Origin of the sequence: Stutzerimonas stutzeri (assembly GCF_024448895.1) — a bacterium.
GTDB classification, from domain to species: domain Bacteria; phylum Pseudomonadota; class Gammaproteobacteria; order Pseudomonadales; family Pseudomonadaceae; genus Stutzerimonas; species Stutzerimonas stutzeri_Q.
Genome location: NZ_JAMOIC010000004.1, coordinates 156,196 through 182,938, shown reverse-complemented (window position 1 = coordinate 182,938; position 26,743 = coordinate 156,196). Strand labels below are relative to the sequence as shown.

Annotated in this window: 28 protein-coding genes and 2 pseudogenes; 10 read left to right on the top strand and 20 right to left on the bottom strand. The window is 58.4% G+C overall.

Features of this window, described 5'->3' with window-relative positions; genetic code table 11:
• Nucleotides 1-12 precede the first annotated feature (12 nt).
• Nucleotides 13-357, top strand: coding sequence for a YajD family HNH nuclease (locus NA619_RS06675; RefSeq protein ID WP_255961004.1), 345 nt, complete (start codon nt 13-15; stop codon nt 355-357).
• 26 nt (nt 358-383) lie between these two features.
• Here NA619_RS06675 and NA619_RS06670 read toward each other — a convergent pair whose 3' ends face one another.
• Nucleotides 384-815, bottom strand: a complete 432-nt coding sequence (locus NA619_RS06670; RefSeq protein ID WP_255961003.1) for a universal stress protein — start codon at nt 813-815, stop codon at nt 384-386.
• Nucleotides 816-939: 124 nt separating this feature from the next.
• Here NA619_RS06670 and NA619_RS06665 point away from each other — a divergent pair, with 124 nt between their 5' ends.
• Nucleotides 940-1,374, top strand: a complete 435-nt coding sequence (locus NA619_RS06665) for a group II truncated hemoglobin (protein ID WP_255961002.1) — start codon at nt 940-942, stop codon at nt 1,372-1,374.
• 494 nt (nt 1,375-1,868) lie between these two features.
• A pseudogene (locus tag NA619_RS25200) lies at nt 1,869-2,298 on the top strand (SIR2 family protein); the annotation flags it as partial.
• Between the two features lie 73 nt (nt 2,299-2,371).
• Here NA619_RS25200 and NA619_RS06655 read toward each other — a convergent pair.
• Together NA619_RS06655 and NA619_RS06650 are read right to left on the bottom strand one after the other, a co-directional pair.
• The gene (locus tag NA619_RS06655; protein ID WP_255961000.1) at nt 2,372-2,887 is read right to left on the bottom strand and encodes a hypothetical protein; all 516 of its coding nucleotides are present in this window, start codon (nt 2,885-2,887) and stop codon (nt 2,372-2,374) included.
• 223 nt (nt 2,888-3,110) lie between these two features.
• A complete protein-coding gene (locus NA619_RS06650; RefSeq protein ID WP_255960999.1) occupies nt 3,111-5,051 on the bottom strand; it encodes a sodium:solute symporter family protein in 1,941 nt (646 codons plus the stop codon).
• Nucleotides 5,052-5,210: 159 nt separating this feature from the next.
• On the opposite strand from NA619_RS06650, the gene NA619_RS06645 reads away from it, so the two are divergent.
• Nucleotides 5,211-5,642 (top strand): GNAT family N-acetyltransferase, encoded by a 432-nt coding sequence (locus NA619_RS06645; RefSeq protein WP_255960998.1) that lies wholly within the window; start codon nt 5,211-5,213, stop codon nt 5,640-5,642.
• Nucleotides 5,627-6,034 carry an NUDIX hydrolase gene (locus NA619_RS06640; RefSeq protein WP_255960997.1) on the top strand — a complete coding sequence of 136 codons (408 nt, stop codon included), beginning with the start codon at nt 5,627-5,629 and terminating at the stop codon, nt 6,032-6,034. Before NA619_RS06645 ends, NA619_RS06640 begins: the two co-directional genes overlap by 16 nt.
• 27 nt (nt 6,035-6,061) lie before the next feature.
• Here NA619_RS06640 and NA619_RS06635 read toward each other — a convergent pair whose 3' ends face one another.
• The 8 genes from NA619_RS06635 to ispF form a co-directional block, all read right to left on the bottom strand.
• Complete coding sequence (locus NA619_RS06635; protein ID WP_255960996.1) at nt 6,062-6,208, bottom strand: hypothetical protein; 147 nt, start codon at nt 6,206-6,208, stop codon at nt 6,062-6,064.
• A 552-nt stretch (nt 6,209-6,760) separates the two neighbouring features.
• Nucleotides 6,761-7,759, bottom strand: a complete 999-nt coding sequence (rpoS, locus tag NA619_RS06630) for an RNA polymerase sigma factor RpoS (protein WP_255960995.1) — start codon at nt 7,757-7,759, stop codon at nt 6,761-6,763.
• Between the two features lie 97 nt (nt 7,760-7,856).
• Nucleotides 7,857-8,681, bottom strand: coding sequence for a peptidoglycan DD-metalloendopeptidase family protein (locus NA619_RS06625; RefSeq protein ID WP_423836811.1), 825 nt, complete (start codon nt 8,679-8,681; stop codon nt 7,857-7,859).
• Nucleotides 8,682-8,728: 47 nt separating this feature from the next.
• Nucleotides 8,729-9,664 (bottom strand): DUF368 domain-containing protein, encoded by a 936-nt coding sequence (locus tag NA619_RS06620; protein WP_255960993.1) that lies wholly within the window; start codon nt 9,662-9,664, stop codon nt 8,729-8,731.
• Between the two features lie 17 nt (nt 9,665-9,681).
• A complete protein-coding gene (locus tag NA619_RS06615) occupies nt 9,682-10,317 on the bottom strand; it encodes a protein-L-isoaspartate(D-aspartate) O-methyltransferase (protein WP_122166254.1) in 636 nt (211 codons plus the stop codon).
• A gap of 38 nt (nt 10,318-10,355) precedes the next feature.
• Nucleotides 10,356-11,105, bottom strand: a complete 750-nt coding sequence (gene surE / locus NA619_RS06610) for a 5'/3'-nucleotidase SurE (RefSeq protein ID WP_255960992.1) — start codon at nt 11,103-11,105, stop codon at nt 10,356-10,358.
• Nucleotides 11,105-12,145: a tRNA pseudouridine(13) synthase TruD gene (truD, locus tag NA619_RS06605; protein WP_255960991.1), complete on the bottom strand. Its 1,041-nt coding sequence runs from the start codon at nt 12,143-12,145 to the stop codon at nt 11,105-11,107. The genes surE and truD overlap by 1 nt, the downstream gene beginning before the upstream one ends.
• Entirely contained in the window at nt 12,142-12,615 is a 474-nt protein-coding gene (gene ispF, locus NA619_RS06600; protein ID WP_255960990.1) for a 2-C-methyl-D-erythritol 2,4-cyclodiphosphate synthase, read from the bottom strand. The genes truD and ispF overlap by 4 nt, the downstream gene beginning before the upstream one ends.
• Nucleotides 12,616-12,787: 172 nt before the next feature.
• Here ispF and NA619_RS06595 point away from each other — a divergent pair, with 172 nt between their 5' ends.
• Nucleotides 12,788-13,090 carry an ArsR/SmtB family transcription factor gene (locus tag NA619_RS06595; RefSeq protein WP_255960989.1) on the top strand — a complete coding sequence of 101 codons (303 nt, stop codon included), beginning with the start codon at nt 12,788-12,790 and terminating at the stop codon, nt 13,088-13,090.
• Nucleotides 13,091-13,128: 38 nt separating this feature from the next.
• Nucleotides 13,129-14,178 carry an alkene reductase gene (locus tag NA619_RS06590; RefSeq protein WP_255960988.1) on the top strand — a complete coding sequence of 350 codons (1,050 nt, stop codon included), beginning with the start codon at nt 13,129-13,131 and terminating at the stop codon, nt 14,176-14,178.
• Nucleotides 14,179-14,262: 84 nt separating this feature from the next.
• Here the strand turns inward: NA619_RS06590 and fghA are convergent, their stop codons facing one another.
• Entirely contained in the window at nt 14,263-15,108 is an 846-nt protein-coding gene (gene fghA, locus NA619_RS06585) for an S-formylglutathione hydrolase (RefSeq protein ID WP_255960987.1), read from the bottom strand.
• A 69-nt stretch (nt 15,109-15,177) separates the two neighbouring features.
• A complete protein-coding gene (locus NA619_RS06580; protein WP_255960986.1) occupies nt 15,178-16,293 on the bottom strand; it encodes an S-(hydroxymethyl)glutathione dehydrogenase/class III alcohol dehydrogenase in 1,116 nt (371 codons plus the stop codon).
• 144 nt (nt 16,294-16,437) lie between these two features.
• Between NA619_RS06580 and NA619_RS06575 the strand changes: the two genes are divergently transcribed.
• The 3 genes and pseudogenes from NA619_RS06575 (at nt 16,438) to NA619_RS06565 (ending at nt 19,040) form a co-directional block, all read left to right on the top strand.
• Complete coding sequence (locus NA619_RS06575) at nt 16,438-17,328, top strand: LysR family transcriptional regulator (protein ID WP_255960985.1); 891 nt, start codon at nt 16,438-16,440, stop codon at nt 17,326-17,328.
• Between the two features lie 141 nt (nt 17,329-17,469).
• Nucleotides 17,470-17,769: pseudogene (gene hpf / locus NA619_RS06570) on the top strand (ribosome hibernation-promoting factor, HPF/YfiA family); the annotation flags it as partial.
• 104 nt (nt 17,770-17,873) lie between these two features.
• Entirely contained in the window at nt 17,874-19,040 is a 1,167-nt protein-coding gene (locus NA619_RS06565) for a hypothetical protein (RefSeq protein WP_255960983.1), read from the top strand.
• A gap of 57 nt (nt 19,041-19,097) precedes the next feature.
• Here NA619_RS06565 and ispD read toward each other — a convergent pair whose 3' ends face one another.
• From ispD to NA619_RS06530, 7 genes are all read right to left on the bottom strand, one after another.
• Entirely contained in the window at nt 19,098-19,802 is a 705-nt protein-coding gene (gene ispD, locus NA619_RS06560) for a 2-C-methyl-D-erythritol 4-phosphate cytidylyltransferase (RefSeq protein WP_255960982.1), read from the bottom strand.
• A complete protein-coding gene (ftsB, locus tag NA619_RS06555; RefSeq protein ID WP_255961142.1) occupies nt 19,799-20,077 on the bottom strand; it encodes a cell division protein FtsB in 279 nt (92 codons plus the stop codon). The genes ispD and ftsB overlap by 4 nt, the downstream gene beginning before the upstream one ends.
• A 200-nt stretch (nt 20,078-20,277) precedes the next feature.
• Nucleotides 20,278-21,567, bottom strand: coding sequence for a phosphopyruvate hydratase (eno, locus tag NA619_RS06550; protein WP_255960981.1), 1,290 nt, complete (start codon nt 21,565-21,567; stop codon nt 20,278-20,280).
• Between the two features lie 33 nt (nt 21,568-21,600).
• Nucleotides 21,601-22,446 (bottom strand): 3-deoxy-8-phosphooctulonate synthase, encoded by an 846-nt coding sequence (gene kdsA, locus NA619_RS06545; protein WP_255960980.1) that lies wholly within the window; start codon nt 22,444-22,446, stop codon nt 21,601-21,603.
• Complete coding sequence (locus NA619_RS06540) at nt 22,443-24,074, bottom strand: CTP synthase (protein ID WP_255960979.1); 1,632 nt, start codon at nt 24,072-24,074, stop codon at nt 22,443-22,445. Before NA619_RS06540 ends, kdsA begins: the two co-directional genes overlap by 4 nt.
• 140 nt (nt 24,075-24,214) lie before the next feature.
• Nucleotides 24,215-25,534, bottom strand: coding sequence for a tRNA lysidine(34) synthetase TilS (gene tilS, locus NA619_RS06535; RefSeq protein WP_255960978.1), 1,320 nt, complete (start codon nt 25,532-25,534; stop codon nt 24,215-24,217).
• A gap of 131 nt (nt 25,535-25,665) precedes the next feature.
• Complete coding sequence (locus tag NA619_RS06530) at nt 25,666-26,616, bottom strand: acetyl-CoA carboxylase carboxyltransferase subunit alpha (RefSeq protein ID WP_255960977.1); 951 nt, start codon at nt 26,614-26,616, stop codon at nt 25,666-25,668.
• Nucleotides 26,617-26,743 lie beyond the last annotated feature (127 nt).

The window sequence follows — 26,743 nt, the reverse complement described above, 5'->3', positions numbered from 1 at the left end:
AGAGGCAAAGCGATGAGTACGAACAAACCAGGTACGCCCTACGCCCAGCGTGAACAGGGCTATCGGGAAAAAGCACTGAAAATGTATCCCTGGGTGTGCGGGCGTTGCGCGCGTGAATTCTCGGGCAAGCGCTTGAGTGAGTTGACGGTCCATCACAAGGACCACAACCACGACAACAACCCCGAAGACGGTTCGAATTGGGAGCTGCTCTGCCTCTATTGCCACGACAACGAGCATTCCCGCTATACAGACAATCAGTACCACGCCGAAGCCAAGCCAGGCAGCGATCTCGGCCCGAAGGAGACCTTCAAGGCCTTCGCCAACCTGGCTGATCTGCTCAAGAAAAAGCCGGACTGAATCCAGCCCGACTGTCTCGGTCCCGGTTACTTGACCAGCAGGACCGGCACCGAGACCTCATGGATGACGCGATTCGCTACCGAGCCCATCAACATGCCTTTGAAACTGCCCAGGCCTCGAGTACCCATCACCACCGTATCGCAGCCATAGCGCTGCACCGCGTCACTGACCTGCTCTGCGACATTACCCAGAATCGCATGAGTCTGATGATTGATCCCGGCGGTCTGCAGCGCGGAAGCGGCATCTTCCAGGGTGCGTCTCGATTTATCGAGGAAGCTCTGATTAAGTTCCTCCACCGTTCCGGCGGTGACGAACTCTCCGTAAAGCACCGGCTCCTGCTGCACATTCAGCACATGGACTTCAGGCGGCTTCGGTGCATCCCTGGCGAAGTCGACGATGTACTGCAGAGCCCGCCTGGCATTCTCGGACCCGTCGAAAGCTAGAAGGATGTTGCGCATGGCGATTCTCCTGTTGACCCATTCTCGACAGAATAGACCATCGCCCTGCCACGCCAGACCATCAGGACCACATCCATTGCCGTGGATCAATAATCCACCAACACATCTCTATTCGAGCGTTTACATGAGTGAAACCGGCCCCCTCCCCTTCGGCACCGCTGACGCGTCTTTTATCGCCGCAGGAGGTGAATCCGGCATCGCCCGGCTGGTAAACGATTTCTACCAGATCATGGATGAGCATGAACGGGCCAACTGCGTGCGTCGCCTCTATCCTGAAGACCTGCGCGCGCCACGCGAGCGGTTGGCGGCGTTTCTCTGTGGCTGGTTGGGCGGTCCACGCCGCTACGCAGAGCGATACGGCAGCATCAACATTCCGCAGTTTCATACCCGCTGGCAGGTGGCTGAAGCCGAGCACGACGCCTGGCTCGAATGCATGGCCCTCGCCATCGAAAGGCAGGGTTATTCCGCTGATTTCGCGGACTATCTGCTGGCGCAACTGCGGGTACCCGCCCAACGCATCGTGCAAGCGGGCCGGCTTGCCTGTCCGCACGGCCACTGACATCCGACCACACTGGCGAACACATGAAAATCCGCTATGCGTCGGCCAATGAACAGAAAATCCGCAACGCGGAAGAATTTTGGCAGAGCGGGATCGAGATCATCAAATTTCCGGTGCGTATCGTCGAAACACAGATCGAAGACCTCAATCAGTTAGTGAGTGACACGTTGTTCGCGGCTTTTCAAACTGATTGGCAAACCGGTCTTCGTCGATCACTCCTGCCTTACATCAGCCTCAATGAATCTCCAGGCGGTTTGACGCAAACCTTCTGCGGCAATCTGCATGCGGTGCGCTTCTCCGATCTGATTGGCAGCCTGGACGATACTTCAGCAGTGTCGCGCACGCTTATTGGCTACTGCGACGGGCGCAAGCGGCATTTCTTCATAGGCGAAGTGACCGGCAGGAATTGCCTGCACGCCAGCCGCCAGCGAAGGCTTCGAGTGGGACGAGGTGTCCATTCCCGACGGCTACCTCTGCATCTTTGCCGAGTTGTGATCGCCAATGCCGGCGATCCGGTGAGGCGCGAGATGGAGTTCGGCAGATCGTCAAGTTGCATAGTGATTTCGATGACGATGTCTCATCGTGCTGGATGAGACGAGTTACTACGAAAGACTCCAATTCGAAACGCCGCTCGATATCAAGTTATACACGGACAACTTGAGCAAAGCCGTCCTGTTAATCGGCGACAGCCTTTCTGAGATCAATATCCGTCTACTGCTCTACAAGCTCTCGAATCAGCATGAAACATTTTGCGTGCGCCCGACCTCTACGTCTTCCCAAATAAACCAAATCCGGTTCAGGAAGAATTCTCAGTCAATGGGGGATTGCATGATCACTTCAGAATATGACGAGCCAGGGCTGGCATTGCAGAATCATCTGAAGCAACTGGTAAAGGCTGACATGACCAACGAGCTTTATAATTAAATTTGAAAACTGCAATTAACAAGCGCAGCGCAAGTGCGAGTGCGATGCCGTTAGGGCATCGCACTCATTACGCTTAGTAGTTGTAACCGATACCTACGCTGTAGAAGAACGCGCCATCATCGTAACGGTCTTGCGCATCGCTCCCGCTTTTGAACAGGAACTGATACTCGGCCATAGCAGTGATGAAGGTCTTGTCCTGCACCCAATGCTTGATTCCGATTTCCGGGCCGCCCATGAAGGTCTCATCGACCTCTTCGCCATAGATGCCGCCGACGCTTACACCTACGAAGGGACGGGTATTACCGCTACCGAAGTGATAGTCGTAGAACACACGGGTGGAGCCATCGAACTGCACGCTTTCGCCCTCGGAATCACGTGCGTTTACTGTCTGACGGACACCCCACATGGAGGCTTCGTCCAGATAAGTACCCCAACTACCCTGTACGGAGAACACCGTATCGTCGAAGCTCTTATCGCTGCTGCCCGCGCCACCCAGAGTTACTTCTCGATCACCTGCCACAGGTGCGGCAACTGCAATCGCAGGAAGCATGGCGGCGACAAGGAGGGAAGTTTTGAAAAGTTTGTTCATGACAACACCTCTTGTTCTTCATAGCTATGTCGGATACGCAACTTTCTGATGCGTATGCAAGTGACATGAGCATGAACAGACTGTTCACTTTATTTTAGGAATATCTTATAAACCATTGATGTATGGTCGTTTAATTATTACCGCTTCGCTAGTTTATTAGCCTGAACCAGAAACCAAATGACGACTTTAAAACTAGCGAAGCGGCTTATTTCTCTTCGAACATTCAGACCGTATTTCTCTGATCAACAGTTGTCTCGTCCAGCATCAACTCGTCTTCAGGATCCGTATCGAAATCGCGCCCCATGGCGATTCGCAACCAGACCGGGATCAACAACAAACCCACTGCGATGCAGATCCAGCTGATCATTGATGATCCGTTCGGTGGCGGAAACATCAAGCGACCTACACCGACCAGCAATGAGAAGAGCGAAACAGCGGTTACCGCAACGGCAAACAGTCGAGTACCCAGTGCCTTGATCGAGACGGAGGCGGCCACCCCGTTGAGCATTGCTGCGTTGCGCCAGAAACCGAACGGCCGAACACGACGGTAGAACCGCTTCAGCGTTGCATCATCGGTTGCAGGCGTGATGAAGGTAACCAGGATGGCGGCCGAGGTGGTGGTCAGCGCCATTATTCCAAGTCGGACCCACTCACGTTCAGGATCAGTGCCGAGGTAGTAGAGAAGCAGTGGCGCAGTGATCAGCGACACGGCCATAGCGGTCAGCTCCGAATAGAGATTTATCCGCTCCCAGAGCCAGCGCAGAACCAGCACAGACCCCATTCCAGCACCGAAGAGCAGCGAAATGAACCAGGCCGTCTGAATCGATCCAAGGTTGGCCATGATGATCATGGCGATTGCCAGGATCAGCACATTCGACAGGCGCGCCACCAGCACCAGCTCACGATCCCTGGGTTTGCGCTTCAGCACATGGGGTGCAAACACGCCACCGTAAACGTCGTTACTCCAGTAGGACGCGCCCCAATTGAGGTGCGTATCAACGGTTGATGCCAGCGCGGCCAGCAGGCCGACGAGCATCAGGCCGCGTACACCCGGCGGCAGCAAGTCTTCGATCCCTTGAACAAACAGCGCTTCTCGTCCTGCGGTAAAGCCATCACCGGCCATTTCTGCCGGCGTAAACGGATAGAGCACCAGTAAACCGACCGCAATAGCCATCCAGAACAGGCTCCGAAGGAAGATCTGCAGCCAGGAAAACACCAGCCCGGCAATTCTCGCGTCACGGTCTGTCGGGCAGGCCATGCTTCGCTGCGCGAGATAGCCAGTGCCATCGGAATTCATCTGAAAGAACCACTGCAGGCCAACGATCACCAGAAAAGGCATCAGTGCCTCGCCAGCATCCGCCGGGGGTGAGAAGGACAGCATCTTGCTAGCTTGGTCCGCGCCGTACAGTTCAACGATACGGTCCGTGAGCCCGCCGAGGCCGCCGGCGGCGTCTACCACGAACCAGGCATACAGCAGCGTCCCGACCATCGCCAGGCTGAACTGCACGACATCGGTCTGCACCACCGCACGCAACCCGCCAGTGATTGAATACATCGCCGTAAACGCTAGGATCAGCAGAATCGATATGAGGTTGTTGGCGCTCATCATCGCAGGCTCGAGCCCGGTGATACTTTCGCCAAGCTGGATGCCTGTACTGGAGATGAATCCGACGATGGGCTCGTAGATGCCTGCTGGAAGCCACAGGTGCCACGGCAGGAACACCTCAGCGATACGAATAGCCGCCACCAATACCATGGCCAGCACGACGCAATTGATTACGGTGCCGTAGTAGATGGCCTTGAGCAAACGTAGCGCGGTAACGCCTCTGCCGCTGTAGCGCACACGCGTCAGCTCAGCATCGGTCAACACACCGGCTCGACGCCATCCCACTGCGAAGACGAATGCCATCAGCAGGAACGCCAGGCCGTAGATCCAAAGACGCCATAGCGCGAAAATACCGGCCGTCGCGACCAAGCCCGTGACCAGCAGGGGTGTATCGGCCGCAAATTGCGTCGCCCCCATGGAAAAGCCGGCCTTCCAGCCCTTGATCGTTCTGCCCGCGAGGAAATACTCGTCGAGACTCTTGGATGCCTTACCCCGTGCGCGCAAACCGGAACTCAGGCCGTAGAGGATGAAAGCCATGACTATCAGTAGATCCAACATATTGTTATGTCCTAGTTGGAGGGCTGGTCATTCTGAGAACCTGATTTATGTCCAAAAATTTCAGCGTTCGGATGAACGGAATAAGCGTCCGCATACTCACGTCCGGCGCGGGTTGCAGGAAATCGCCGCGATTGGCTGCCGCAGCTTGAAAGGACTTCCGTGCAGACAGATCTGATACGCCAGTTGCCGAGTGAACATCGGCCACTGCTGAGCAAGTTTTATCGGAGCCACCGCAGCCATATGCGTGCGCCAGCTGACGCCGGCTACTGGGTCGCAGGCCAGCCAGAGATCGTGGCCGGGTTGTGCCTGTCCGATGTAGCCGGAGGCAAATGGCTGACCGGCTTACTGGTCGCACCCGGCCACCGTGGTCGCGGCCTCGCCAAGTGCCTGGTATCGCGCGCGCTTGTTGCTTGCGAGGGCCCCGTATGGCTATTTTGCGAGCCGACACTGATGACCTTCTATCAGCAGATGGGGTTCTGCAGGGCTACGACGCTGCCGGACTCGCTGACCTCCCGGCTCGAACGTTACAACCGGCATAAAACGCTGACGGCGATGCACTACAACAGCGAGCTCACATGCCCAACATTTTGAAGATTGCCACGGCTTGCCTGGTGAACGACGCCGGCAAATTGCTGATCGTCCGTAAACGCGGCACTGAGGTGTTCATGCTTCCAGGCGGCAAGATCGAATCTGGGGAAGCGCCGCTCGATGCGCTTGGAAGAGAGCTGAAGGAGGAGCTGAATCTGGATATCGACACCTCAGAACTCCAATCGCTTGGCCACTTTCAGGCAAGAGCAGCCAACGAACCGAATCACTGGGTAGAAGCGGATGTCTTTGTGGGAAGCCTGAAAGGTGCCGTGAGGGCACAGGCTGAAATCGAGGAGTTGGCGTGGCTGGATCTGCATGCACAGCAGCAGTACGTGCTTGCCCCACTGCTGCGCGAACAGATCATAGCTGCACTGGTTCAGCGACTGAGCGCTTGAGACTGGCAGCTGGAGTACCGGCCCCGTTTAAGGGGAGATGGGATCACTGGCCGGGAACGTTTCTTCCAGTGCTTCATCCAGCTGATCCTCGTCAGCTTCATCTGGATGGCGCTTCGCAGGATCCTCATGATCCTGTTCCGACTGCGTAGGTTGATTCGGGTCTGTACTGCTCATTGTGAATTCCTCTACTTTGAGTACCTAACATAGGACACCCAGCATCGAAGTCGTTCGGCAGACTGACACGCGGTAAATCGCAGGCAAAAAAAGGGGCGGGGTTTAACCCCCGCCCGCCTCCTTCCATGCATCCCTCTATTTCCTGCTCATCATCCTGATGAACCGCATCCTACGGTCGTTCCTTACCGACATCCTTGCCGGCTGTGCTTGTCCTTAAGCACGGGTGCGATATTAAGGCTTTGGATGACAACAGCAACTTGGAAAAATGCATGATGGCTACGCTGCCACTATCCGATTTATTTTCACTTTCTTTTTTAAACAATGACTTACGGAACAATAAATTTCGTTTACGACATCTGCCGGATCACCTTTGCACGCTTTGCTTACACGCACTGTAAGCAATTGCTTACATCTCGAATAGAGAAAGGGGAAATCCGCGCGATCAGGGATTAACCCTTAGCCGCGACGGTGAAACCAAGAAATGGAATCTGCAGGAGCGGGCTGGGACGAACCGCTCCTCCCCACCGGAATGGTGAGGAGGATGCGTCACTTTCAGCGGAACAATGATTCGCTAGACAGGCCGTTACGCTCGAGAATTTCACGTAACCGCTTGAGCGCCTCGACCTGGATCTGACGCACCCGCTCGCGGGTCAGCCCGATTTCCTGGCCGACTTCCTCAAGCGTACAACTCTCATGGCCGCGCAATCCAAACCGCCGAATCACGACTTCACGCTGCTTTTCGGTAAGGTCCGACAGCCATTGATCGATGCTTTCTGACAGATCGTCATCGAGTAATAAATCACATGGATCGCTAGGGCGATCGTCAGTCAGCGTGTCGAGCAACGTTTTGTCGGTATCTGGGCCAAGTGACACGTCTACCGAGGTGACGCGCTCGTTTAGCCCCAACATCCGCTTGACCTCGGCAACAGGCTTCTCAAGCAGATTGGCGATTTCTTCGGGGCTGGGTTCATGGTCAAGCTTCTGGGTCAGTTCGCGCGCAGCACGGAGATAGACGTTCAGCTCCTTGACCACGTGAATCGGCAGTCGGATGGTCCGGGTCTGATTCATGATCGCCCGTTCGATCGTCTGTCTGATCCACCAGGTGGCATAGGTGGAGAAACGGAAACCACGCTCTGGATCGAATTTCTCGACCGCGCGTATCAAGCCCAGGTTGCCCTCTTCGACCAGATCCAGCAGGGACAGCCCTCGGTTCACATAGCGGCGCGCGATTTTCACTACCAACCGCAGGTTGCTTTCGATCATGCGCTTGCGCCCGGCCGGATCGCCCTTCTGCGCGAGGCGCGCAAAGTGCACTTCCTGTTCGGGAGTCAACAGAGGGGAAAAACCAATTTCGTTGAGGTAAAGCTGAGTGGCGTCGAGCGCGCGGGTGTAGTCGACAAACTTGTGTTGCTTGACCGTTGCGGTCTTGGACTTGGTGCCAGCTGAACCAGCGCGTGGGATCTCGGTGATCGAATCCACGTCCGCGGAAGGTTCCATCAGTAGAACGGCATCGTCTACGTCAAACTCCGGCACTTCTTTTTTGAGAGCCATTATTGTTTTCCTGTTCTGAGTTCGACAACAGGCTCGGGCGGCACACCTCCCTGGTATCGCTCAAGCCCCTCCTAGTGCCAGAACAGGCAGCATCAAATCATCGCTTTGGCAGGTATTGCAGCGGATCTACAGGTTTGCCTTGGCGGCGAATCTCAAAGTGCAGCTTCACCCGGTCGGTTCCAGTCGATCCCATCTCGGCAATTGTTTGCCCAGCTTTGACTTGTTGACCCTCCTGAACCAGCAGCCTGCGGTTGTGGCCGTAGGCACTTACATAGGTATCGCTGTGCTTGATGATCACAAGTTCGCCGTAACCCCGTAAACCACTGCCGGCGTACACAACAGCCCCATCAGAAGCAGCTAAAACAGGCTGTCCTAATTCCCCTGCGATATCAATTCCTTTATTCAAACTGCCGTTTGAGGAAAACCGACCGATCACAGCGCCTCCGGCGGGCCACGCCCAACCGCTTGCAGAGCGGGCAACTGGCTTGATCGGCGTACTCGCCGCGGGGGGCTTGGCCGCCGGTGCGCTAGGTCGCGAAAGCGGCGGTGGAGTCGGCACCGGGTTGGTCACTACGGTCGGCGTACTGGGCGTTGATGCCGGAGGCGGTGTGACCGGACGAGCGGCAGCGGTGCGGGGCGCTTGCCCGCTGAAACGAATCGTCTGGCCGGGATAGATGACATGCGGTGGCTGGATGTTGTTGACTCGGGCAAGGTCGCGCCAATCCCAACCAAAGCGGAATGCAATCGACCAGAGCGTGTCGCCACGCCTGACAACGTACTGCCCGCTTGTTACGCGGTCTCTGTTGTTACGGTCAACGACGCTCACTCCACCAGACGGCGAGCTTGCGCAACCGGCCAGCAACGAACCAGCCAATATGGCTGCAAGCGCGCAACGGAATGACGAACTGCGTATCCACCGCATGCTGGCTGTGAGCTTCAATGCCCGCTCCCTAAGATCGACAAATCGGTTCAGACGCTTTGTGCGGCTGGCTGGTGACGTCTTGCAAACCACTCAAGCCCAAGCACAAGAACGATTCCGGCAACCGCAAGAAGTATTGCCAGGAGCAGCTGCGGATCCTGCCCGGTCAGGTCGCCGTAGGCACCTGGAGACAGATTCTGCTCCAGGAGCGGCACGCGCTCGCCATGGGAGTCGGTACGCCAGGTCAGTGTTTCTTTCCAGGGCCAGACCTTGTTCAGGGAGCCCAGCATCAGGCCTGTGAGAAATGCCAAGGTGAGGTCTCGCCACCGCTGTAGCACCCAGCTCAGGATGCGGGCGAAGCTCAGCAACCCTACCAGGCAGCCAGCAGCAAAGGTCATCATCACACCCAGATCAAGCGCCTTCACCGCGCCCAGAATGATCGGATAAAGGCCTAGCAGAACCAGAATGAAGCTGCCCGAGATACCGGGAAGGATCATTGCGCAGATCGCAATGGCGCCGGCAAAGAACAGGCTGACGCTACTCGCACTCCACTGCACAGGCGCCGCCACGGTGATCCAATAGGCGAAGGCGATGCCCAGGCACAGGCTGACCAGCCGCGACAGGGTGCGTCTCTGGATTTCCTTGCCGACCAAATGGACCGACACCAGAATCAGACCGAAGAAGAACGACCAGACCGGTATCGGATGCTCTTCGAGAAGGTAGGTGATCAGTTTCGCAAGGCTCAGAACACTGGTGAGAATGCCGGCGAACAGAACCAGGAGAAAACTCGCGTTGGCCGTGCGCCACGCTTCGGTGAATCGCCCTTTGAGTAGCGGCGCAACGGCATTCGGAACCGCGGCTATGGAGCGAAGCAGCTCGTCGTAAATGCCAGTGATGAATGCAACAGTCCCGCCCGACACGCCAGGCACGACATCCGCAGCGCCCATGGCCATGCCTTTGGCGTACAACAACAAAGCGTTCTTCATGCTTCCTTCCGCTGAGATCAAACTACAGGTCCATTGAGCAGCGGCACGAAGCGTACGGTATCCAACAGGTGGCGGGAAAAACCCTCTTCCTCTCGAATGATCAGCATCAGTTGCTGGACTTCGCCAACACCCACCGGGATCACCAGCCGCCCGCCGGGCGCCAGTTGATCAAGGAGGGCCTGTGGCACGTCGGCGGCCGCCGCGGTAACGATGATGCCGTTGTAAGGAGCCAATGCAGGCCACCCTTCCCAGCCATCACCCCAGCGAAAGACCACATTGCGCAACTTGAGTTCGACCAGTCGCTCTTTTGCTCTGTCCTGCAATGCCTGGATACGCTCGACAGAGAAGACCCGCTCGACCAGTTGCGCCAGCACGGCAGTCTGGTAGCCGGAGCCGGTGCCGATCTCCAGTACCTTGTCCAGTGGCCCATCGGCGAGCAGCAGTTCGCTCATGCGCGCCACCATGAACGGCTGAGAAATGGTCTGGTTATGGCCAATCGGCAATGCAGTGTCTTCGTAGGCCCGATGGGACAAGGCCTCATCGACGAAAAGATGGCGTGGGGTGCGTCGGATTACTTCGAGCACTCGCGGATCGGAAAGCCCCTCTTCATATAAACGCTGGATCAGACGATCACGCGTGCGTTGTGAAGTCATTCCGGTGCCGTGGCGCAGAAAATCGTCAGGTCCGCGGTTCACAACACGCCCTCCAGCCAACTGTCGAGACCGTCGAAGGCCTCATGAAAGGTTCGGTCAAGCTGCAATGGGGTGATCGAAACATAGCCCTGCATGACAGCATGGAAATCGGTGCCCGGACCGCCGTCCTCGACATCCCCGGCAACGGAGATCCAGTACCCGTCCTTGCCTCGCGGATTGGCCTGCTTGACCGGAGGCTTGGCTCTTTGGCGATGCCCGAGGCGCGTCAACTGGATCCCGCGGATGTGATCCAGCGGCAGGTTGGGCACGTTGACGTTCAATACCGTTCGCGGCGGCAGATCGAGTGAAGCCTGATGCTCGACCAGTTTGCGCGCGACATAAGCCGCAGTAGGCAGGTTATCGGTCTGGCGCGATACCAGTGAGAACGCGAATGCAGGCTTGCCAGTGAAGCGCCCTTCGATGGCTGCCGCGACCGTACCGGAATACAGCACGTCATCGCCAAGATTGGCACCCAGATTGATTCCAGAAACCACCATGTCCGGTGCGTCTTCAAGCAGGCCGTTGATGCCCAGGTGAACGCAATCGGTGGGTGTTCCGTTCACGCCGATGAAGCCGTTCGGCATGGTGACGGGATGAAGCGGGCGATCCAGGGTCAGCGCGCTGCTCGCGCCACTCATGTCCTGGATCGGGGCAACCACAATGCACTCGGCAAAATCCGCCAGCGCGTCATAAAGCGCGGCGAGCCCGGGTGCATACACCCCGTCGTCGTTGGCGATCAAAATACGCATCAGATGTCCGTCTGCCCTGCCAGGCTGACCAATTCACGCACCACAGCTGTGGCGAAGCATCCGGTCGGCAGGACGAATTCAAGTTGCAGAATGTCAGGCTCGGGATAATGCCACGACAAGCCGCCAATGGGGAGGCGAAGAATGCGCCGTTCATGCTTCATGCCAGCTTCTGCGAGCCACTTGGCGATTGACGGCTCCGCTGCGCCGACGCTGCACTCCAGCGCCCCTGCTCGGCCCGTTGCAGGCGAGTCGCCAAGTCCCCAGAGCGGACCGGTGGGATGCAGGTCCAGAATAGTAAGCCGGGGATCGCTGCATTCGGCCTCGCCGGCAGGAAAGAAGCTTCGGCTATCGGTAAATGCCAGCAGGTCACCTACCTTAGCCGTGTTCCAGCTGCCATCTGCAACTCGCGCGGCCAGCACCCGGTTAAACAAGTAGCTGCGGCCGGCTGATAACAGGCGCGACCGCAGATTACGCTGTACGGGAAGCTCCTCGCGAGCGGCATACTCCCGGGCACCCAGGACATTGCTGCCTTCGAAGCCGAAACGCTGCAGGCCAAAATAGTTAGGCACCCCCTGCGCCTTGATCCGCTCGAGCCGAGCATCGAGTTCGTGCCGCTCCGCCCGGAGTTCGGTCAGCCGCAGGATGAAACCGTTCGCCGAGTGCGCACCGCGCTGCAGCTTGCGCTGGTGCCGTCCGGTCTTGAGGATCTTCAGGGTTTCATCTTCGGCCTTGCTCAATTGCGGATCGGCTTTGCCCGGCAGATGCAGGCTGAACCACTGCCGGGTCAGCGCCTGCCGATCCTTCAGCCCGGCGTAGCTGATGTTGCGTACTGGAACGCCAGCCGCGCGGGCGATCCGGCGTGCCGCTTCCTCAGTGTTGAGGTTGCGCTTCTCAACCCATAACCACAGGTGCTCCCCTGCGCCCGATAGAGGGATATCCAGCACTTCGTCGACCTGAAAGTCTTCGGCTACGGCCTTGAGTACTGCAGTGCCACAGGCCCCGCCATGTGCACAGGGGCCAAGCAATTGGTCTTGGGTCATGCCCTGACCAGCAACGCGACAGCGTGAACCGCGATCCCTTCTTCGCGCCCAACAAAACCGAGCTTTTCTGTCGTGGTGGCTTTGACATTGACTTGGTCGAGATCGACCTGAAGGTCTTCGGCGATCAGGTGGCGCATCGCATCGATATGCGGCGCCATCTTTGGCGCCTGGGCGACGATGGTCGCATCGACGTTACCCACCTTCCATCCCTTGCCCTGAACCTGTTTAAGCACGTGGCGGAGCAACGCACGGCTATCGGCTCCTTTGAAAGCCGGATCGGTGTCGGGGAAGTGCTTGCCGATATCACCAAGCGCCGCGGCACCGAGCAGGGCATCGCTCAAGGCATGCAACAGCACATCACCGTCCGAATGCGCGACCAGTCCGAACCTGTGTGGAATCCGGACGCCGCCGAGGGTGACGAAATCGCCCTCACCGAAACGGTGAACGTCGTAGCCGTGACCGATACGCATAGTCTTGAACCCCGAAAAGAACAGCCCGCGATTCTACAGGACCACGCCAGCGGTTGAACCCGCACTTCTCGGATCAACGCAGCCGATAACCACCATCAACCGAATCGATCTCATATCGTTTTATACCGATATATAGTTCGCCCCATCGCGATATACGGAACCGGACGAGACCATGAAAGACGAGCTCGACGACATCATCAAGGCCATCGCCCATCCGTTGCGCAGGGAAATCCTGCAATGGCTGAAAGAGCCTCAACAGTATTTCGCCGAGCAGCATCATTCACTTGAAAACGGCGTATGTGCCGGTCAGATCGACCAGCGCGCCGGGCTTTCGCAATCCACCGTATCGGCTCATCTGGCAACCCTGCAGCGAGCAGGGCTGGTCACCAACCGCAAGGTGGGCCAGTGGCACTTCTTCAAACGCAATGAACCGGCCATCGAGGCCTTTCTGGCCCGTCTCGGCCAGGAACTCTGAGCTTTACCAACGCTTTCCCTGTCATGGAGCTGCACGCTATGCCTACACTTTTCGACCCAATCAAGATCGGCGACCTCGAACTGGCCAACCGCATCATCATGGCCCCGCTGACCCGCTGCCGCGCCGAACCTGGCCGCGTTCCGGGCGACCTGATCGCCGAATACTACGGTCAGCGCGCCGGAGCCGGTCTGATCATCAGCGAAGCCACTTCGGTCACACCGATGGGCGTCGGATATCCGGACACACCGGGCATCTGGTCCGCCGAGCAGATTCAGGGTTGGAAAAAAGTTACCGATACCGTGCATGCAAAAGGCGGCAAGATCGTCCTGCAGCTCTGGCACGTTGGCCGGATCTCGGACCCGATCTACCTGGACGGCCAACTGCCAGTCGCGCCCAGCGCTATAAAGCCTGCCGGTCACGTGAGCCTTGTGCGGCCAATGAAGGGTTTTGAAACGCCGCGCGCGCTGGAAACCTCAGAAATTGCCGGCATCGTCGAGGCGTACCGCAAAGGTGCCGAGAATGCGCGTGAAGCTGGCTTCGACGGCGTAGAGATCCATGGCGCCAACGGATATCTGCTCGATCAGTTCCTGCAGACCAGCACCAACCAGCGCACCGATGAATACGGCGGCTCACTGGAAAATCGTGCCCGTCTTATGCTCGAAGTCACGGATGCCGCAATCAGCGTCTGGGGACCCGGCCGTGTGGGCGTGCACCTGTCACCCCGCGCAGACCTTCACGACATGGGCGATACCAACCTGGCCGATACCTTCGGCTATCTGGCGCGTGAGCTGGGCAAGCGTGGCATCGGCTTTATCTGCTCCCGCGAAAAAGCCGGCGAAGACAGCCTGGGCCCGCAGCTGAAAGACCTGTTCGGCGGTGTCTACATCGTCAATGAGAGCTTCAGCAAGGAACAGGGCAACGCCTGGTTGGCCGACGGCAAGGCTGACGCCGTGGCCTTTGGCGTGCCGTACATCGCCAACCCGGATCTTGCCCAGCGCCTGCGTCAGGATGCGCCGCTCAACGAAGCGCGCCCTGAGTTGTTCTATGCCAAGGGCGCCGAAGGCTTTACCGATTATCCATCGCTCTAGCTCCTTGCGATGGAAGGCCCGGCTGGTAAACCAGCCGGGCCTTTTTTATTCGAGCCGACCAATCAGCAGAGGCTGCGCACGCACTCAGCTTTTGAGGGCCTGCGCATGGTGCTGCAGGTGGTCTTCGATGAAGCTGCTGATGAAGTAGTAGCTGTGGTCGTAACCCGGCTGAATGCGCAGTTTCAGTGGGTACTCCGCAGCCCTGGCTGCTGCTTCGAGTGCATGAGGTTTCAGCTGATCAGCCATGAAGTCATCGCGATCACCCTGGTCGACCAGAATCGGGAGCTTCTCCTGCGCTTTGCCGATCAGTGAACAGGCGTCCCAATCGCGCCAACGTGAGCGATCACTGCCCAGATAGCCCGTGAACGCTTTTTCACCCCATGGGCAATCGACCGGATTGGCAATCGGTGCGAACGCCGAGAGTGATTGGTAGCGCCCGGGATTTTTCAGCGCGCAGACCAACGCACCGTGACCACCCATGGAGTGACCGCTGATCCCACGCTTGTCCGAGACCGGAAAGTTAGCCTCGATCAGCGCCGGTAGTTCATCCACCACGTAGTCATACATCCGGTAGTGCTGCGCCCATGGCTCCTGAGTGGCGTTGAGGTAGAAGCCCGCGCCCAGCCCGAAATCGTAGGCCTTGTCAGGGTCGTCCGGAACATCTGCCCCACGCGGGCTCGTATCCGGCGCAACGATGATCAAGCCTAGTTCTGCGGCCAGCCGATGGGCACCGGCCTTTTGCATGAAGTTCTCATCGGTGCAGGTCAGTCCCGACAGCCAATACAGCACCGGCAGCTTTTCGCCCTGCTCGGCCTGCGGCGGCAGATAGACGGCGAACACCATGTCGCAATTCAGGCTATTGGAGCGGTGGCGGTAACGCTTGTGCCAACCACCGAAGCTCTTCTGGCAGGAAATAATCTCAAGGCTCATAGGCCCTCCGCGCATGCCGCGGCCGCTGCAAGCGCGCTGAGAACAGCGCGCAGCGGCGCGGTGCAATGATCAGAAGTGAATGACAGTCCGGATGCTTTTGCCTTCATGCATCAGATCAAACGCCTGATTGATTTCTTCAAGCCCCATGTTGTGGGTGATGAAGGTGTCGAGCGGAATCTCGCCGGTCTGGGCTTTCTCCACATAGCCTGGCAGTTCGGTACGGCCCTTGACGCCACCGAACGCACTGCCACGCCAGACGCGCCCGGTAACCAGTTGGAACGGACGGGTACTGATTTCCTGCCCGGCGCCGGCGACACCGATGATTACCGATTCGCCCCAGCCCTTGTGGGCGCATTCCAGCGCAGCGCGCATCAGCTGGACGTTGCCGACGCACTCGAAGGAATAGTCCACACCGCCATCGGTCATCTCGACGATGACTTCCTGGATCGGCTTGTCATGGTCTTTCGGATTAACGAAGTCGGTTGCGCCCAGCTCTCCAGCGATGGCGAACTTGGACGGGTTGATGTCGATGGCGATGATGCGGCTGGCCTTGGCCATCTTGGCGCCGATGATGGCCGCCAGGCCGATTCCGCCGAGACCGAAAATAGCGACCGTCGCGCCCTCTTCCACTTTCGCGGTATTGAGCACGGCACCGATGCCGGTAGTAACACCGCAACCAAGCAGGCAGACCTTGTCCAGCGGCGCCTCCTTGGGGATTTTCGCTACAGACACTTCCGGCAGTACGGTGTACTCGGAGAAAGTCGATGTGCCCATGTAGTGATAAATAGGTTCACCCTTGTACGAGAACCGGGTGGTGCCGTCCGGCATCAGGCCCTTGCCCTGGGTCGCGCGAACGGAGCTGCAAAGATTGGTTTTGCCGGATTTGCAGAACTTGCACTGGCGACATTCTGCGGTGTACAGCGGGATCACGTGATCGCCCACGGCGACCGAGGTAACGCCTTCGCCTACGGCTTCGACGATGCCGCCGCCCTCATGGCCGAGAATGCACGGAAATACCCCTTCGGAATCCTCACCGGAAAGCGTGTAGGCATCGGTATGGCAGACACCGGTCGCAACGATGCGCACCAGCACCTCGCCAGCCTTTGGCGGCTCAACGTCCACTTCGACGATCTGCAACGGTTGGTTGGGCGCGAAAGCGACCGCAGCGCGGGACTTGATAGTCATGAAAATTGCTCGGTTCGTGGATAGTGACGCCAGTGTAGTTTGTTCGATGAGCAGGGTTAATCGGCTGTTTGTGGAAACATTATTGCTGTGCAGGGATAATCTGACCCTGTATCAGATAGCAGTGAATTCGAGGCAGAGCTTTCGATGAATCGTTGGGAAGGGCTGGATGAATTCGTAGCCGTAGCCGAGCGCGGCAGCTTCATGCGTGCAGCAGAACAACTGCGGGTATCGTCCTCCCACGTCAGCCGGCAGGTGGCGCGCCTGGAGGAGCGGCTGCAGGCGCGACTGCTCTATCGAACCACCCGCCGTGTATCGCTGACGGAGGCTGGACATACTTTTCTGGCGCGCTGCCAGCGGTTGGTCGAAGAGCGTGACGAGGCGTTTCACGCGATCAGCGATCTGCATGCGGCGCCAACCGGGTTGCTTCGCATGACGGCCGCCGTGGCTTACGGCGAACGTTTCATCGTGCCTCTGGTGAATGATTTCATGGCCCAGCACCCACAGTTGCGGGTTGAGATAGAACTGTCCAACCGCACGCTTGACCTCGTTCAGGAAGGTTATGACCTCGCGATTCGCCTGGGTCGGCTCAGCGAGTCACGGCTGGTAGCAACCCGAATCGCCCCTCGCGCCATGTATCTATGCGCGGCACCGAGCTATCTGGAGCGCTACGGTCGACCGCATACCCTGTCTGAACTGGCGCGGCACAACTGTCTCGTCGGCACCGGGGACACATGGATGCTTCAGGTCGATGGCCGGGAACAACCGTTCAAACCAGCCGGCAATTGGCGCTGCAACAGTGGCCAAGCGGTACTAGACGCGGCGCTTCGTGGTTTCGGCCTCTGCCAGCTGCCCGATTACTACGTTCAGGAGCCGCTGCGCCGGGGCGAGCTGGTTTCATTGCTCGAAGACAACCAGCCGCCGAACACAGCTGTGTGGGCGGTCTACCCGCAGCGTCGCTACCCGTTGCCAAAGGTCCGCCTACTGGTCCAGTCGCTTAAAGATGGCCTGGCCGCGCGACCTGAATACCGTCAGTAATGCAACTGAGTCGCGACTGCGCCGCGCGTCCGACTCTGCGCAAACAGTCGGAACCCGGCTTAACCCACCACGTCGAAATTCTGAAGCCGGCGCCTCCGGCGCTTTGCTTGAGCGAGCCGGCGATTCAATCAGGAGGACAACATGCAGATTCTGGTGAACAGCAATCACAGCGTCGATGTGACCAGCACTCTCGAGGAGCATGTGAAGGCGACAGTCGAAAGTGAACTGGAACGTTTCGATGATCAGCTGACCCGAGTCGAAGTTCATCTCAACGACGAGAACAGCGGCAAGAGCGGCCCCCAGGACAAGCGCTGTCAGATGGAAGCCCGGATCAAGGGTCACGAGCCCATCTCCACTACCCACAAGGCGGACTCACTGACACTGGCGATCGATGGCGCCGCAGAGAAACTCAATCACGCCCTGGCGCATGCGCTGGACAAGAAACTCAATCACCACTGACAACCAGTAGCGCCGACCTGCCGTCGCAGGCCGGCGACCGTCCGCGAGGGACCCGATCAACTTCAAACCACCGACAGAGGCCGTTCATGAACAGATTGCTCGATCGTGAAACCATGTCCCAATTGCTGGCAAAGCGCGAGGCTCCCTGCCTTTCGCTTTATCAGCCCACTCACCGCAGTTTTCCAGAGCGCCAGCAAGACCCGATCCGCTTCAAGCATCTTGTCCGTCAACTGGAGGATTCCCTCAAGCAGCAAGGTCGTGCAGACCAGGCCAAGAGCCTACTCAAGCCTTTCCATGACCTGATTGATGATCCTGACTTCTGGAACGCCAACCGCGACGGCCTCGCGGTATTCGGTGCGAATGACTACTTCGAGGTGTTCCGACTGCAACGCACCGTGCCGGAATTAGCCGTTGCCAATGACCGGATGCACCTGAAGCCTTTGCTACGCATTGCCCAATCCGCGGACCGCTATCAGATACTCGCGGTCACGCTTGATTCGGTAAGACTCTTCGAGGGCAATCGCGACAGCATTGATGAAGTCCAGCTGAACGCAGGCGTTCCTAAAACTCTCGAGGAAGCCCTTGGTCGCGAGCTGACCGAAAAGGGACAGACAGGTTTCCCACAAGGCTTCGGCCGCGCCAACGAGCGAGGCGACCCGATGCAGGTTGAGAGCGGTGGCGCCGGCCGCCAGGACGAAATCGACAGGGACCGTGATCGGTTTTTCCGAGAGGTTGACCGCGCCATTCTCGAGCACCACAGCCGCAAATCGAAGCTCCCTCTGATTCTGGCGGCACTGCCCGAGCACCAGTTTCACTTTCGCAAACAGAGCCACAACGACTTCCTCTTACCTGAAGGCATCGAGAACGATGCATCCATGCTGAGCCACGACGAACTTCGGCAGAAGAGCTGGTTGGTGATGCAGCCGCGTTACATCAAGCGACTGGAAAGCTTCATCGACCAGTACGGTGAGTCCCATGGCCAGGGGCTGGCCACAGATCAGCTCGAGCGGATCGGCCAGGCGACGCTTGAAGGGCGGGTCGCAACACTGCTGGTGGAGGCGGAACGCCAGATCCCCGGTGTAGCGGACAAGCAACAAGGAAAGGCGATACCGGTAGAAGACGACTCGGCAACTACGCCCGATCTACTGGACGAGCTGACCATCTGGACAATGGAACAAGGTGGTGAGGTGATCTCGGTCCCAACCGAGCGCATGCCGACCAACAGCGGTGCGGCGGCGATCTATCGCTACTAGACCGCAATCAGTGTGATATTCGATGCAGGGTGGATATCTGCCCTGCATCGCGTAAGTTCAGGACTTCCAGCGCTGCTCCAGCCATTGAAGATCTTCGGGACGAGTAATCTTCAGATTGTCGGCCCGCCCCTCGACAAGCCGCGGGTGATGCCCAGCCCACTCCAACGCCGACGCCTCATCGGTAACGGCAGCACCGCTGACAAGCGCATCCGCAAGCGCAGCCCGGAGGGAGCCGAGCCGAAACATCTGAGGCGTGAATGCTTGCCAGATGACGCTGCGATCGACCGTTTCCTGCACCCTCCCATCAGCTCCCGCACGCTTGAGAGTGTCACGCGCAGGTACAGCGAGAAGACCGCCAACCGGGTCGTCCGCCAGTGAGCTCAATAAATTATTCAGGTCGTCGATCACGAGATTGGGCCGCGCGGCATCGTGCACCAGCACCCAGTCCAGGTCGTGTGCGCCCAATCTGGACAACTCCAGCAGTCCAGCAAGGACAGAATCTGCCCGCTCGCTGCCGCCGGCGGCGCGGTGAACACGCGCATCATTGGCACAATTCAGATTGGGCCAGTATGGATCATCCTCAGCCAGGCACACGACCAGCGCGCGTAGCTGTGGGTGATCGAGAAAACAATCGAGCGTGTGTTCGAGAATAGTCTGGTCACCAAGCCTGAGGTATTGCTTGGGCCGATCGGCGCGCATGCGGCTGCCAATGCCCGCCGCGGGAATCACTACCCAGAACGGCGGAAGCTGAAGCGCAGTCATTCTGTAAGCTGGAAGAGGGTTTCACCCTCTTTGACCATTCCCAGCTCATGGCGCGCGCGCTCCTCGACAGTCTCCATGCCCTGCTTGAGCTCCATCACTTCCGCTTCGAGGATGCGGTTGCGTTCGAGCAAACGACGGTTCTCGCCCTGCTGCTCGGCGATCTGCTTGTTCAGCCCGCTGACCTGAGCAAGGCTGCCCTCGCCCACCCAAAGGCGATACTGCAAACCGCCTAACAGCAGAATCAAAACGACGAACAACCAGTAGGGACTGCGCATGGAAGGCATGGAACGGATTCGGTTGGTTTCAGGTGACGTGGTATAGGCGGCGGTCAGCGACATGGCCTGGCTTTCCCTTGCTGGCGAGCGCATCGCCCACTCTCTGCGGCACCTTAACAGCGCTGACGGTTATCCACAAAAAAGGGCGACTAACGCCGCCCCTTTTCTAGCATGGCCCAGCTTTTCGAGCGAGAGCGAACTCAGCCACGAAACTCGGCACGGCCCTTGTAAGGGGCCTTTGCACCAAGCTGCTCTTCGATCCTCAACAGCTGGTTGTACTTGGAGACACGGTCGGAGCGGCACAGCGAGCCGGTCTTGATTTGCCCTGCCGCCGTACCAACAGCCAGGTCGGCAATGGTGTGATCTTCAGTTTCACCGGAGCGGTGTGAGATCACTGCCGTGTAGCCTGCGGCCTTGGCCATCTGGATAGCTTCGAGGGTTTCGGTCAGTGAGCCGATCTGGTTGAACTTGATCAGGATCGAGTTACCGATGCCTTTCTCGATGCCTTCCTTGAGAATCTTGGTATTGGTCACGAACAGGTCGTCGCCAACCAGCTGAACCTTGCTGCCGATCTTGTCAGTCAGAACCTTCCAGCCATCCCAATCCGACTCATCCATGCCGTCTTCGATGGAAATGATCGGGTAGCGGTCGGACAGTCCTGCCAGGTAGTCGGCAAACCCAGCGGCATCGAAGACTTTGCCTTCTCCAGCCAGGTCGTACTTGCCATTCTCGAAGAACTCGCTGGAAGCACAATCAAGCGCCAGAGTAATGTCGTCGCCAAGTTTGTAGCCGGCGTTCGCCACGGCTTCGGCAATGGCTGCCAGCGCGTCTTCATTGGATGCAAGGTTGGGAGCGAAACCACCTTCGTCGCCCACCGACGTGCTCAGGCCACGCGCTTTCAGTACGGCTTTGAGGTGATGGAAGATTTCAGCGCCCATGCGCAGTGCATCTGCAAAGTTCTTGGCGCCGACCGGCTGGACCATGAATTCCTGGATGTCGACGTTGTTGTCGGCGTGCTCACCGCCGTTGATGATATTCATCATCGGAACCGGCATGGAGTACTGGCCAGGCGTGCCATTGAGATTGGCGATGTGGGCGTACAGCGGCAGATCCTGATCCTGGGCGGCGGCTTTGGCAGCGGCCAGGGATACCGCGAGAATCGCATTGGCGCCCAGCGAAGCCTTGTTCTCAGTGCCGTCCAGCTCGATCATCGCGCGGTCCAGCGCCTTCTGATCCAAAGGATCCTTGCCCATCAGCAGATCACGGATCGGGCCGTTGATGTTGCTGACCGCTTTCAGCACACCCTTGCCCATGTAACGGCTCTTGTCGCCATCGCGCAGTTCAAGCGCCTCGCGGGAACCGGTGGATGCACCGGACGGCGCGCAAGCGCTTCCGATGATGCCGTTATCGAGGATAACGTCTGCTTCCACAGTCGGGTTGCCACGGGAGTCGAGAACCTCACGCCCTTTGATGTCGACGATCTTTGCCATTTTTATTAACACTCCGTAGATAGCTTCAAGGCTTCAAGCAGTTTCGATTGGCGAAAAATTCTTGATCAGATCATCCAGCTGCTTGAGCTGGGTGAGGAAAGGTTCCAGCTTGTCCAGGCGCAAGGCGCACGGACCGTCGCACTTTGCACTGTCCGGATCGGGATGGGCTTCGAGGAAGAGCCCCGCCAGGCCTTGACTGAGGCCAGCCTTGGCCAGATCGGTAACCTGAGCGCGGCGTCCGCCGGCCGAGTCGGAGCGGCCACCGGGCATTTGCAATGCGTGGGTGACATCAAAGATCACCGGATACTGCATCCGCTTCATGATGTCGAATCCGAGCATATCCACGACCAGGTTGTTATAGCCGAAGGACGAGCCGCGCTCGCATAGAATCAGCTGATCGTTCCCGGCTTCCTCGCATTTGGTGAGGATGTGCTTCATTTCCTGCGGCGCGAGGAACTGAGCTTTCTTGATATTGATCACCGCCCCGGTCTTGGCCATGGCTACGACCAGATCGGTCTGGCGAGACAAGAAGGCAGGCAGCTGGATGATGTCGCACACTTCGGCCACCGGCTGCGCCTGGTGCGGCTCGTGCACGTCGGTGATGACCGGCACGCCAAAGGTCTTCTTCACCTCTTCGAAGATACGCATCCCCTCTTCCAGGCCAGGACCGCGGAAGGAGTTGATCGAGGAGCGATTGGCCTTGTCGAAGCTGGCTTTGAAGATATAGGGAATGCCGAGCTTCTCGGTCACCTTCACATAGCTTTCGCAGATCTGCAGAGCAAGATCGCGGGATTCGAGAACGTTCATACCCCCGAAGAGTACGAATGGCTTGTCGTTGCCGATCTCGATATTGCCGACGCGGATGGTTTTCTGGCTCATGCCTTGCTCGCCTTGTGGTCCAGCGCCGCCTTGACGAAACCGCTGAACAGCGGATGGCCGTCGCGCGGCGTAGAGGTGAATTCCGGGTGGAACTGGCATGCCACGAACCACGGATGATCCGGCGCCTCGACAACCTCGACCAGCGCACCGTCACCGGAGCGACCGGTAATTTTCAGCCCCGCGGCTTGCAATTGTGGGAGCAGCTTGTTGTTCACTTCATAGCGATGGCGGTGACGCTCGACGATGCGCTCCTTGCCATAGCAGCCATATACGTTAGAGCCTGCCTCAAGACCGCACTCCTGAGCCCCCAGGCGCATGGTGCCACCCAAGTCGGATGCATCGGTGCGAGTCTCAACAGTGCCCGTGGCGTCTTCCCATTCGGTAATCAAACCGACAACCGGATGAGTGGAGTCTTTGTCGAACTCGGTGGAGTTGGCGTCAGACCAGCCAAGCACATCACGCGCAAATTCGATTACCGCGACCTGCATACCGAGACAGATACCGAGATAAGGGATCTTGTTCTCGCGGGCATATTTGACCGTCGCAATCTTCCCCTCCACACCGCGCAGGCCGAATCCACCTGGAACCAGAATCGCATCCATACCCTCAAGCAGGCTGGTGCCCTGGTTTTCGATGTCTTCGGAATCGATATAGCGAAGGTTCACTTTGGTACGGCTCTGGATGCCAGCGTGGCTCATTGCCTCGATCAGAGATTTGTAAGCGTCCAGAAGTTCCATGTACTTGCCGACCATGGCAATGGTGACTTCCTTCTCGGGATTCAGCTTGGCATCGACGACGCGATCCCACTCCGACAGATCAGCACCGCCACATTCCAGGCCGAAGCGTTCGACGACGAAGTCATCCAGTCCCTGGGCGTGCAGAACACCGGGGATCTTGTAGATGGTGTCGACATCTTCCAAGCTGATGACCGCACGCTCTTCGACGTTGGTGAACAGTGCAATCTTGCGGCGCGAAGAGACGTCGATCGGGTGGTCGGAACGGCACACCAGCACGTCCGGCTGCAACCCAATGGAGCGCAGCTCCTTGACCGAATGCTGGGTCGGCTTGGTCTTTGTTTCACCGGCCGTGGCGATGTAAGGCACCAGCGTCAAGTGCATAAGCATTGCGCGCTTAGCGCCGACTTCGACCCGGAGCTGGCGAATCGCTTCAAGGAAGGGTTGCGACTCGATATCGCCAACCGTTCCGCCGACTTCCACCAGCGCCACGTCAGCATCACCAGCCCCCTTGATGATGCGGCGCTTGATCTCGTCAGTGATATGCGGGATGACCTGAATGGTTGCACCCAGGTAGTCACCGCGGCGTTCGCGGCGAAGCACGTCTTCGTAGACGCGACCGGTGGTGAAGTTATTGCTCTTGGTCATCGTCGTGCGGATGAACCGCTCGTAGTGACCCAGATCGAGATCGGTCTCGGCGCCGTCATGAGTGACGAACACTTCACCGTGCTGGAACGGGCTCATGGTGCCCGGATCGACATTGATATAGGGGTCCAGCTTGAGCATCGTGACCTTCAGGCCCCGCGCCTCCAGGATGGCCGCCAATGAAGCCGAGGCGATGCCTTTCCCCAATGAAGAAACAACACCACCCGTGACGAAGATGTAGCGCGTCATGAAAAACCCTAGAAGTCTGCGTTAAGCGGTCAGCGCCGCCGGGGAAAAGCGAAGGTGCCACTGCGCCTATGGCGGCAATAGCGCAACTACCACGGTTTTCGAAGAAAGCCGCAGAAGCTGTATTGGGACGGGAGCGTAGTCTACTTGAAAGACCCTACCAGCTCAAACCTGGCGTCGGTCGGTGGCGCCCATACCAGAGACAGTCCCAGCACATCGAACTGGGGGAGATTTGCCACCGCAACAAGTTCGTCGTCGAGGTACAGCAATGGCAGACGTGAACGGACGAAGCCTGGTAAAGCGGCTTCGTTGAGTAGTCTCTTGAGGTCTCGACGGCCTCGTCCGGGCAGCTTCAGCGATTCACCGCCCTGACGGTAACGCACCTGCAACCCCTTCTCGCCGCCATACCCATGGAGGTGAACGCGACCATTGCACGGCAGTTGCAGATCCTGATCCGGAACCACCCAGACCACCGAGCCTGCCGGCGCCACGAGCCATGAACCGGAAAGCCACCAGATGCGCCCTGCCCCCCGATGCAATTCACCGGCCGCCAACCGCCAGATCGGCGAAGCGTCCTCAGCGGCATCGCGCAGAGCATCCCAACCGGCCCAGTGGTCTGTGTCGGGAAGCGATGTGAGCACGGAGAACCAATGCCGCAATGCGTTTCGCTGGCGTGGCGTGCTAAGGCCTCTCAATGAGGCCAGCGACAGGCTCGGCACCGGCAGCCACTCATGTTGGTGGCTACGTTTCGCTTCGCTTAGATCGATCTCGGCCAGTTCTGCCAGCAGTTGCTGGGCCTCGTCCAGATGCGAAGCGGCGCGGACCATGGCACTCGAGGCTTTCGGCCACCGTTGCTGGAGCATCGGCATAACGCGGTGCCGAAGATAGTTGCGCGCGTGATCGACACTTTGATTACTCGGATCGTCGATCCACCGCAGCCCATGTTCGCTGGCATAGTTTTCAAGCTCGTTTCGATTGACATCGAGCAACGGTCTGATCAACCAGCCCTGGCCTAACGCACGCACCGAGGGCATACCAGCAAGCCCGCGGACGCCGGCACCTCGCAGCAACCGGAAAAGCACCGTCTCGGCCTGGTCATCCTGATGCTGAGCGATCATCAGCAACTCGCCTGGACCGAGAACCTCATTGAATGCCTGATAGCGTGCCTGCCGGGCATTGTTTTCCAGACTTGGTCCCGGCGGAACGTCGACATGCACGATATCCAGCTCCACCCCCAGCCCCTCGCAAATATCACGACAATGCGCAGGCCAGGTGTCGGCCACAGGCTGCAGCCCGTGGTGAATATGGATGGCCTTCAAAGGAGGCAGCTGTTCGAGTGACGCCAGCTTCACCAGCAAATGCAGCAGCACGGTGGAATCAAGGCCACCGGAATATGCCACTCGCCACCGCGAAGCGGTGTGCCAGGGCTGCAACGCATCATGCAGGCGAGACTCGAGGGACATGGGATAGCAGCTCAAGTATGGCTAGGCATAGCTAATGCAGAAGCCCAGTTATGCGCCTGGCTCCAAACATTACCTAAAGGTACGAAAAACGGCGGGAAGGCCCGCCGTTTCGGTCAACCATGTATAACCCATCAGGCGATGCCGTAACTCATCAAACGCTCATAGCGGCGTGTCAGCAGCGCTTCGGTGTCCAGCCCCTTGAGCATGTCGAGCTGGGAAGTGAGTTCGTCACGCAAGGACGCAGCAGTGACTGCCGGATTGCGATGGGCGCCGCCCAGCGGTTCGGAGATGACCTTGTCGACGATGCCGAGATTTTTCAAGCGCTCGGCAGTAACGCCCATGGCTTCAGCTGCTTCCGGTGCCTTGTCGGCGGTGCGCCAGAGAATCGAAGCACAACCTTCAGGGGAAATCACTGCATAGGTGGAATACTGGAGCATGTTCAGCTGATCGCAGACACCGATCGCCAACGCACCACCAGATCCGCCCTCACCAATCACTGTGGCGATGATCGGCGTCTTCAGTCGCGCCATGACGCGCAGGTTCCAGGCAATTGCTTCGCTCTGGTTGCGCTCTTCGGCATCAATCCCCGGGTAGGCGCCTGGCGTGTCGATGAAGGTCAGGATCGGCATCTTGAACCGCTCGGCCATCTCCATCAGCCGGCACGCCTTGCGGTAACCCTCAGGGCGCGGCATGCCGAAGTTACGGCGGACCTTTTCGCGGACTTCTCGGCCTTTCTGGTGACCGATGATCATCACCGGCTCGCCGTTCAATCGGGCTGTACCGCCGACAATCGCGGCGTCGTCGGAAAAATGCCGATCACCGTGCAGCTCTTCGAACTCGGTGAAGAGATGACTGATGTAATCCAGCGTGTAGGGGCGTTGTGGGTGGCGAGCCAGGCGGGCAATCTGCCAGCTGGTGAGGTTGCCGAAGATGCTCTCGGTGAGCGATTCGCTCTTGTCCTGCAGGCGAGAAATCTCATCGCCAATGTTCAACGAGTTGTCGTTACCAACCAGGCGCAACTCTTCGATCTTGGCTTGCAGGTCGGCAATCGGCTGTTCGAAATCGAGAAAATTCGGGTTCATAGGCATCCGTCATGCGTCGACGGCCAGGCGGCCGGGAAGCTGTTCCGTTTTTTGCGCCCTACCTTACGGGACGGACGCATCCAGGTCGAACAAAAAATGTCCGCAATCATGACCCGATCCAAGATCA

Excerpts from the sequence above, each read along its gene's own strand:
- NA619_RS06675 (WP_255961004.1), top strand. The coding sequence starts at position 13 with ATGAGTACGAACAAACCAGGTACGCCCTACGCCCAGCGTGAACAGGGC.
- NA619_RS06670 (WP_255961003.1), bottom strand. The coding sequence starts at position 815 with ATGCGCAACATCCTTCTAGCTTTCGACGGGTCCGAGAATGCCAGGCGG.
- NA619_RS06665 (WP_255961002.1), top strand. The coding sequence starts at position 940 with ATGAGTGAAACCGGCCCCCTCCCCTTCGGCACCGCTGACGCGTCTTTT.
- NA619_RS06655 (WP_255961000.1), bottom strand. The coding sequence starts at position 2,887 with ATGAACAAACTTTTCAAAACTTCCCTCCTTGTCGCCGCCATGCTTCCT.
- NA619_RS06650 (WP_255960999.1), bottom strand. The coding sequence starts at position 5,051 with ATGTTGGATCTACTGATAGTCATGGCTTTCATCCTCTACGGCCTGAGT.
- NA619_RS06640 (WP_255960997.1), top strand. The coding sequence starts at position 5,627 with ATGCCCAACATTTTGAAGATTGCCACGGCTTGCCTGGTGAACGACGCC.
- NA619_RS06635 (WP_255960996.1), bottom strand. The coding sequence starts at position 6,208 with ATGAGCAGTACAGACCCGAATCAACCTACGCAGTCGGAACAGGATCAT.
- rpoS (WP_255960995.1), bottom strand. The coding sequence starts at position 7,759 with ATGGCTCTCAAAAAAGAAGTGCCGGAGTTTGACGTAGACGATGCCGTT.
- NA619_RS06625 (WP_423836811.1), bottom strand. The coding sequence starts at position 8,681 with ATGCGGTGGATACGCAGTTCGTCATTCCGTTGCGCGCTTGCAGCCATA.
- NA619_RS06620 (WP_255960993.1), bottom strand. The coding sequence starts at position 9,664 with ATGAAGAACGCTTTGTTGTTGTACGCCAAAGGCATGGCCATGGGCGCT.
- NA619_RS06615 (WP_122166254.1), bottom strand. The coding sequence starts at position 10,317 with ATGACTTCACAACGCACGCGTGATCGTCTGATCCAGCGTTTATATGAA.
- surE (WP_255960992.1), bottom strand. The coding sequence starts at position 11,105 with ATGCGTATTTTGATCGCCAACGACGACGGGGTGTATGCACCCGGGCTC.
- truD (WP_255960991.1), bottom strand. The coding sequence starts at position 12,145 with ATGACCCAAGACCAATTGCTTGGCCCCTGTGCACATGGCGGGGCCTGT.
- ispF (WP_255960990.1), bottom strand. The coding sequence starts at position 12,615 with ATGCGTATCGGTCACGGCTACGACGTTCACCGTTTCGGTGAGGGCGAT.
- NA619_RS06595 (WP_255960989.1), top strand. The coding sequence starts at position 12,788 with ATGAAAGACGAGCTCGACGACATCATCAAGGCCATCGCCCATCCGTTG.
- NA619_RS06590 (WP_255960988.1), top strand. The coding sequence starts at position 13,129 with ATGCCTACACTTTTCGACCCAATCAAGATCGGCGACCTCGAACTGGCC.
- fghA (WP_255960987.1), bottom strand. The coding sequence starts at position 15,108 with ATGAGCCTTGAGATTATTTCCTGCCAGAAGAGCTTCGGTGGTTGGCAC.
- NA619_RS06580 (WP_255960986.1), bottom strand. The coding sequence starts at position 16,293 with ATGACTATCAAGTCCCGCGCTGCGGTCGCTTTCGCGCCCAACCAACCG.
- NA619_RS06575 (WP_255960985.1), top strand. The coding sequence starts at position 16,438 with ATGAATCGTTGGGAAGGGCTGGATGAATTCGTAGCCGTAGCCGAGCGC.
- NA619_RS06565 (WP_255960983.1), top strand. The coding sequence starts at position 17,874 with ATGAACAGATTGCTCGATCGTGAAACCATGTCCCAATTGCTGGCAAAG.
- ispD (WP_255960982.1), bottom strand. The coding sequence starts at position 19,802 with ATGACTGCGCTTCAGCTTCCGCCGTTCTGGGTAGTGATTCCCGCGGCG.
- ftsB (WP_255961142.1), bottom strand. The coding sequence starts at position 20,077 with ATGCGCAGTCCCTACTGGTTGTTCGTCGTTTTGATTCTGCTGTTAGGC.
- eno (WP_255960981.1), bottom strand. The coding sequence starts at position 21,567 with ATGGCAAAGATCGTCGACATCAAAGGGCGTGAGGTTCTCGACTCCCGT.
- kdsA (WP_255960980.1), bottom strand. The coding sequence starts at position 22,446 with ATGAGCCAGAAAACCATCCGCGTCGGCAATATCGAGATCGGCAACGAC.
- NA619_RS06540 (WP_255960979.1), bottom strand. The coding sequence starts at position 24,074 with ATGACGCGCTACATCTTCGTCACGGGTGGTGTTGTTTCTTCATTGGGG.
- tilS (WP_255960978.1), bottom strand. The coding sequence starts at position 25,534 with ATGTCCCTCGAGTCTCGCCTGCATGATGCGTTGCAGCCCTGGCACACC.
- NA619_RS06530 (WP_255960977.1), bottom strand. The coding sequence starts at position 26,616 with ATGAACCCGAATTTTCTCGATTTCGAACAGCCGATTGCCGACCTGCAA.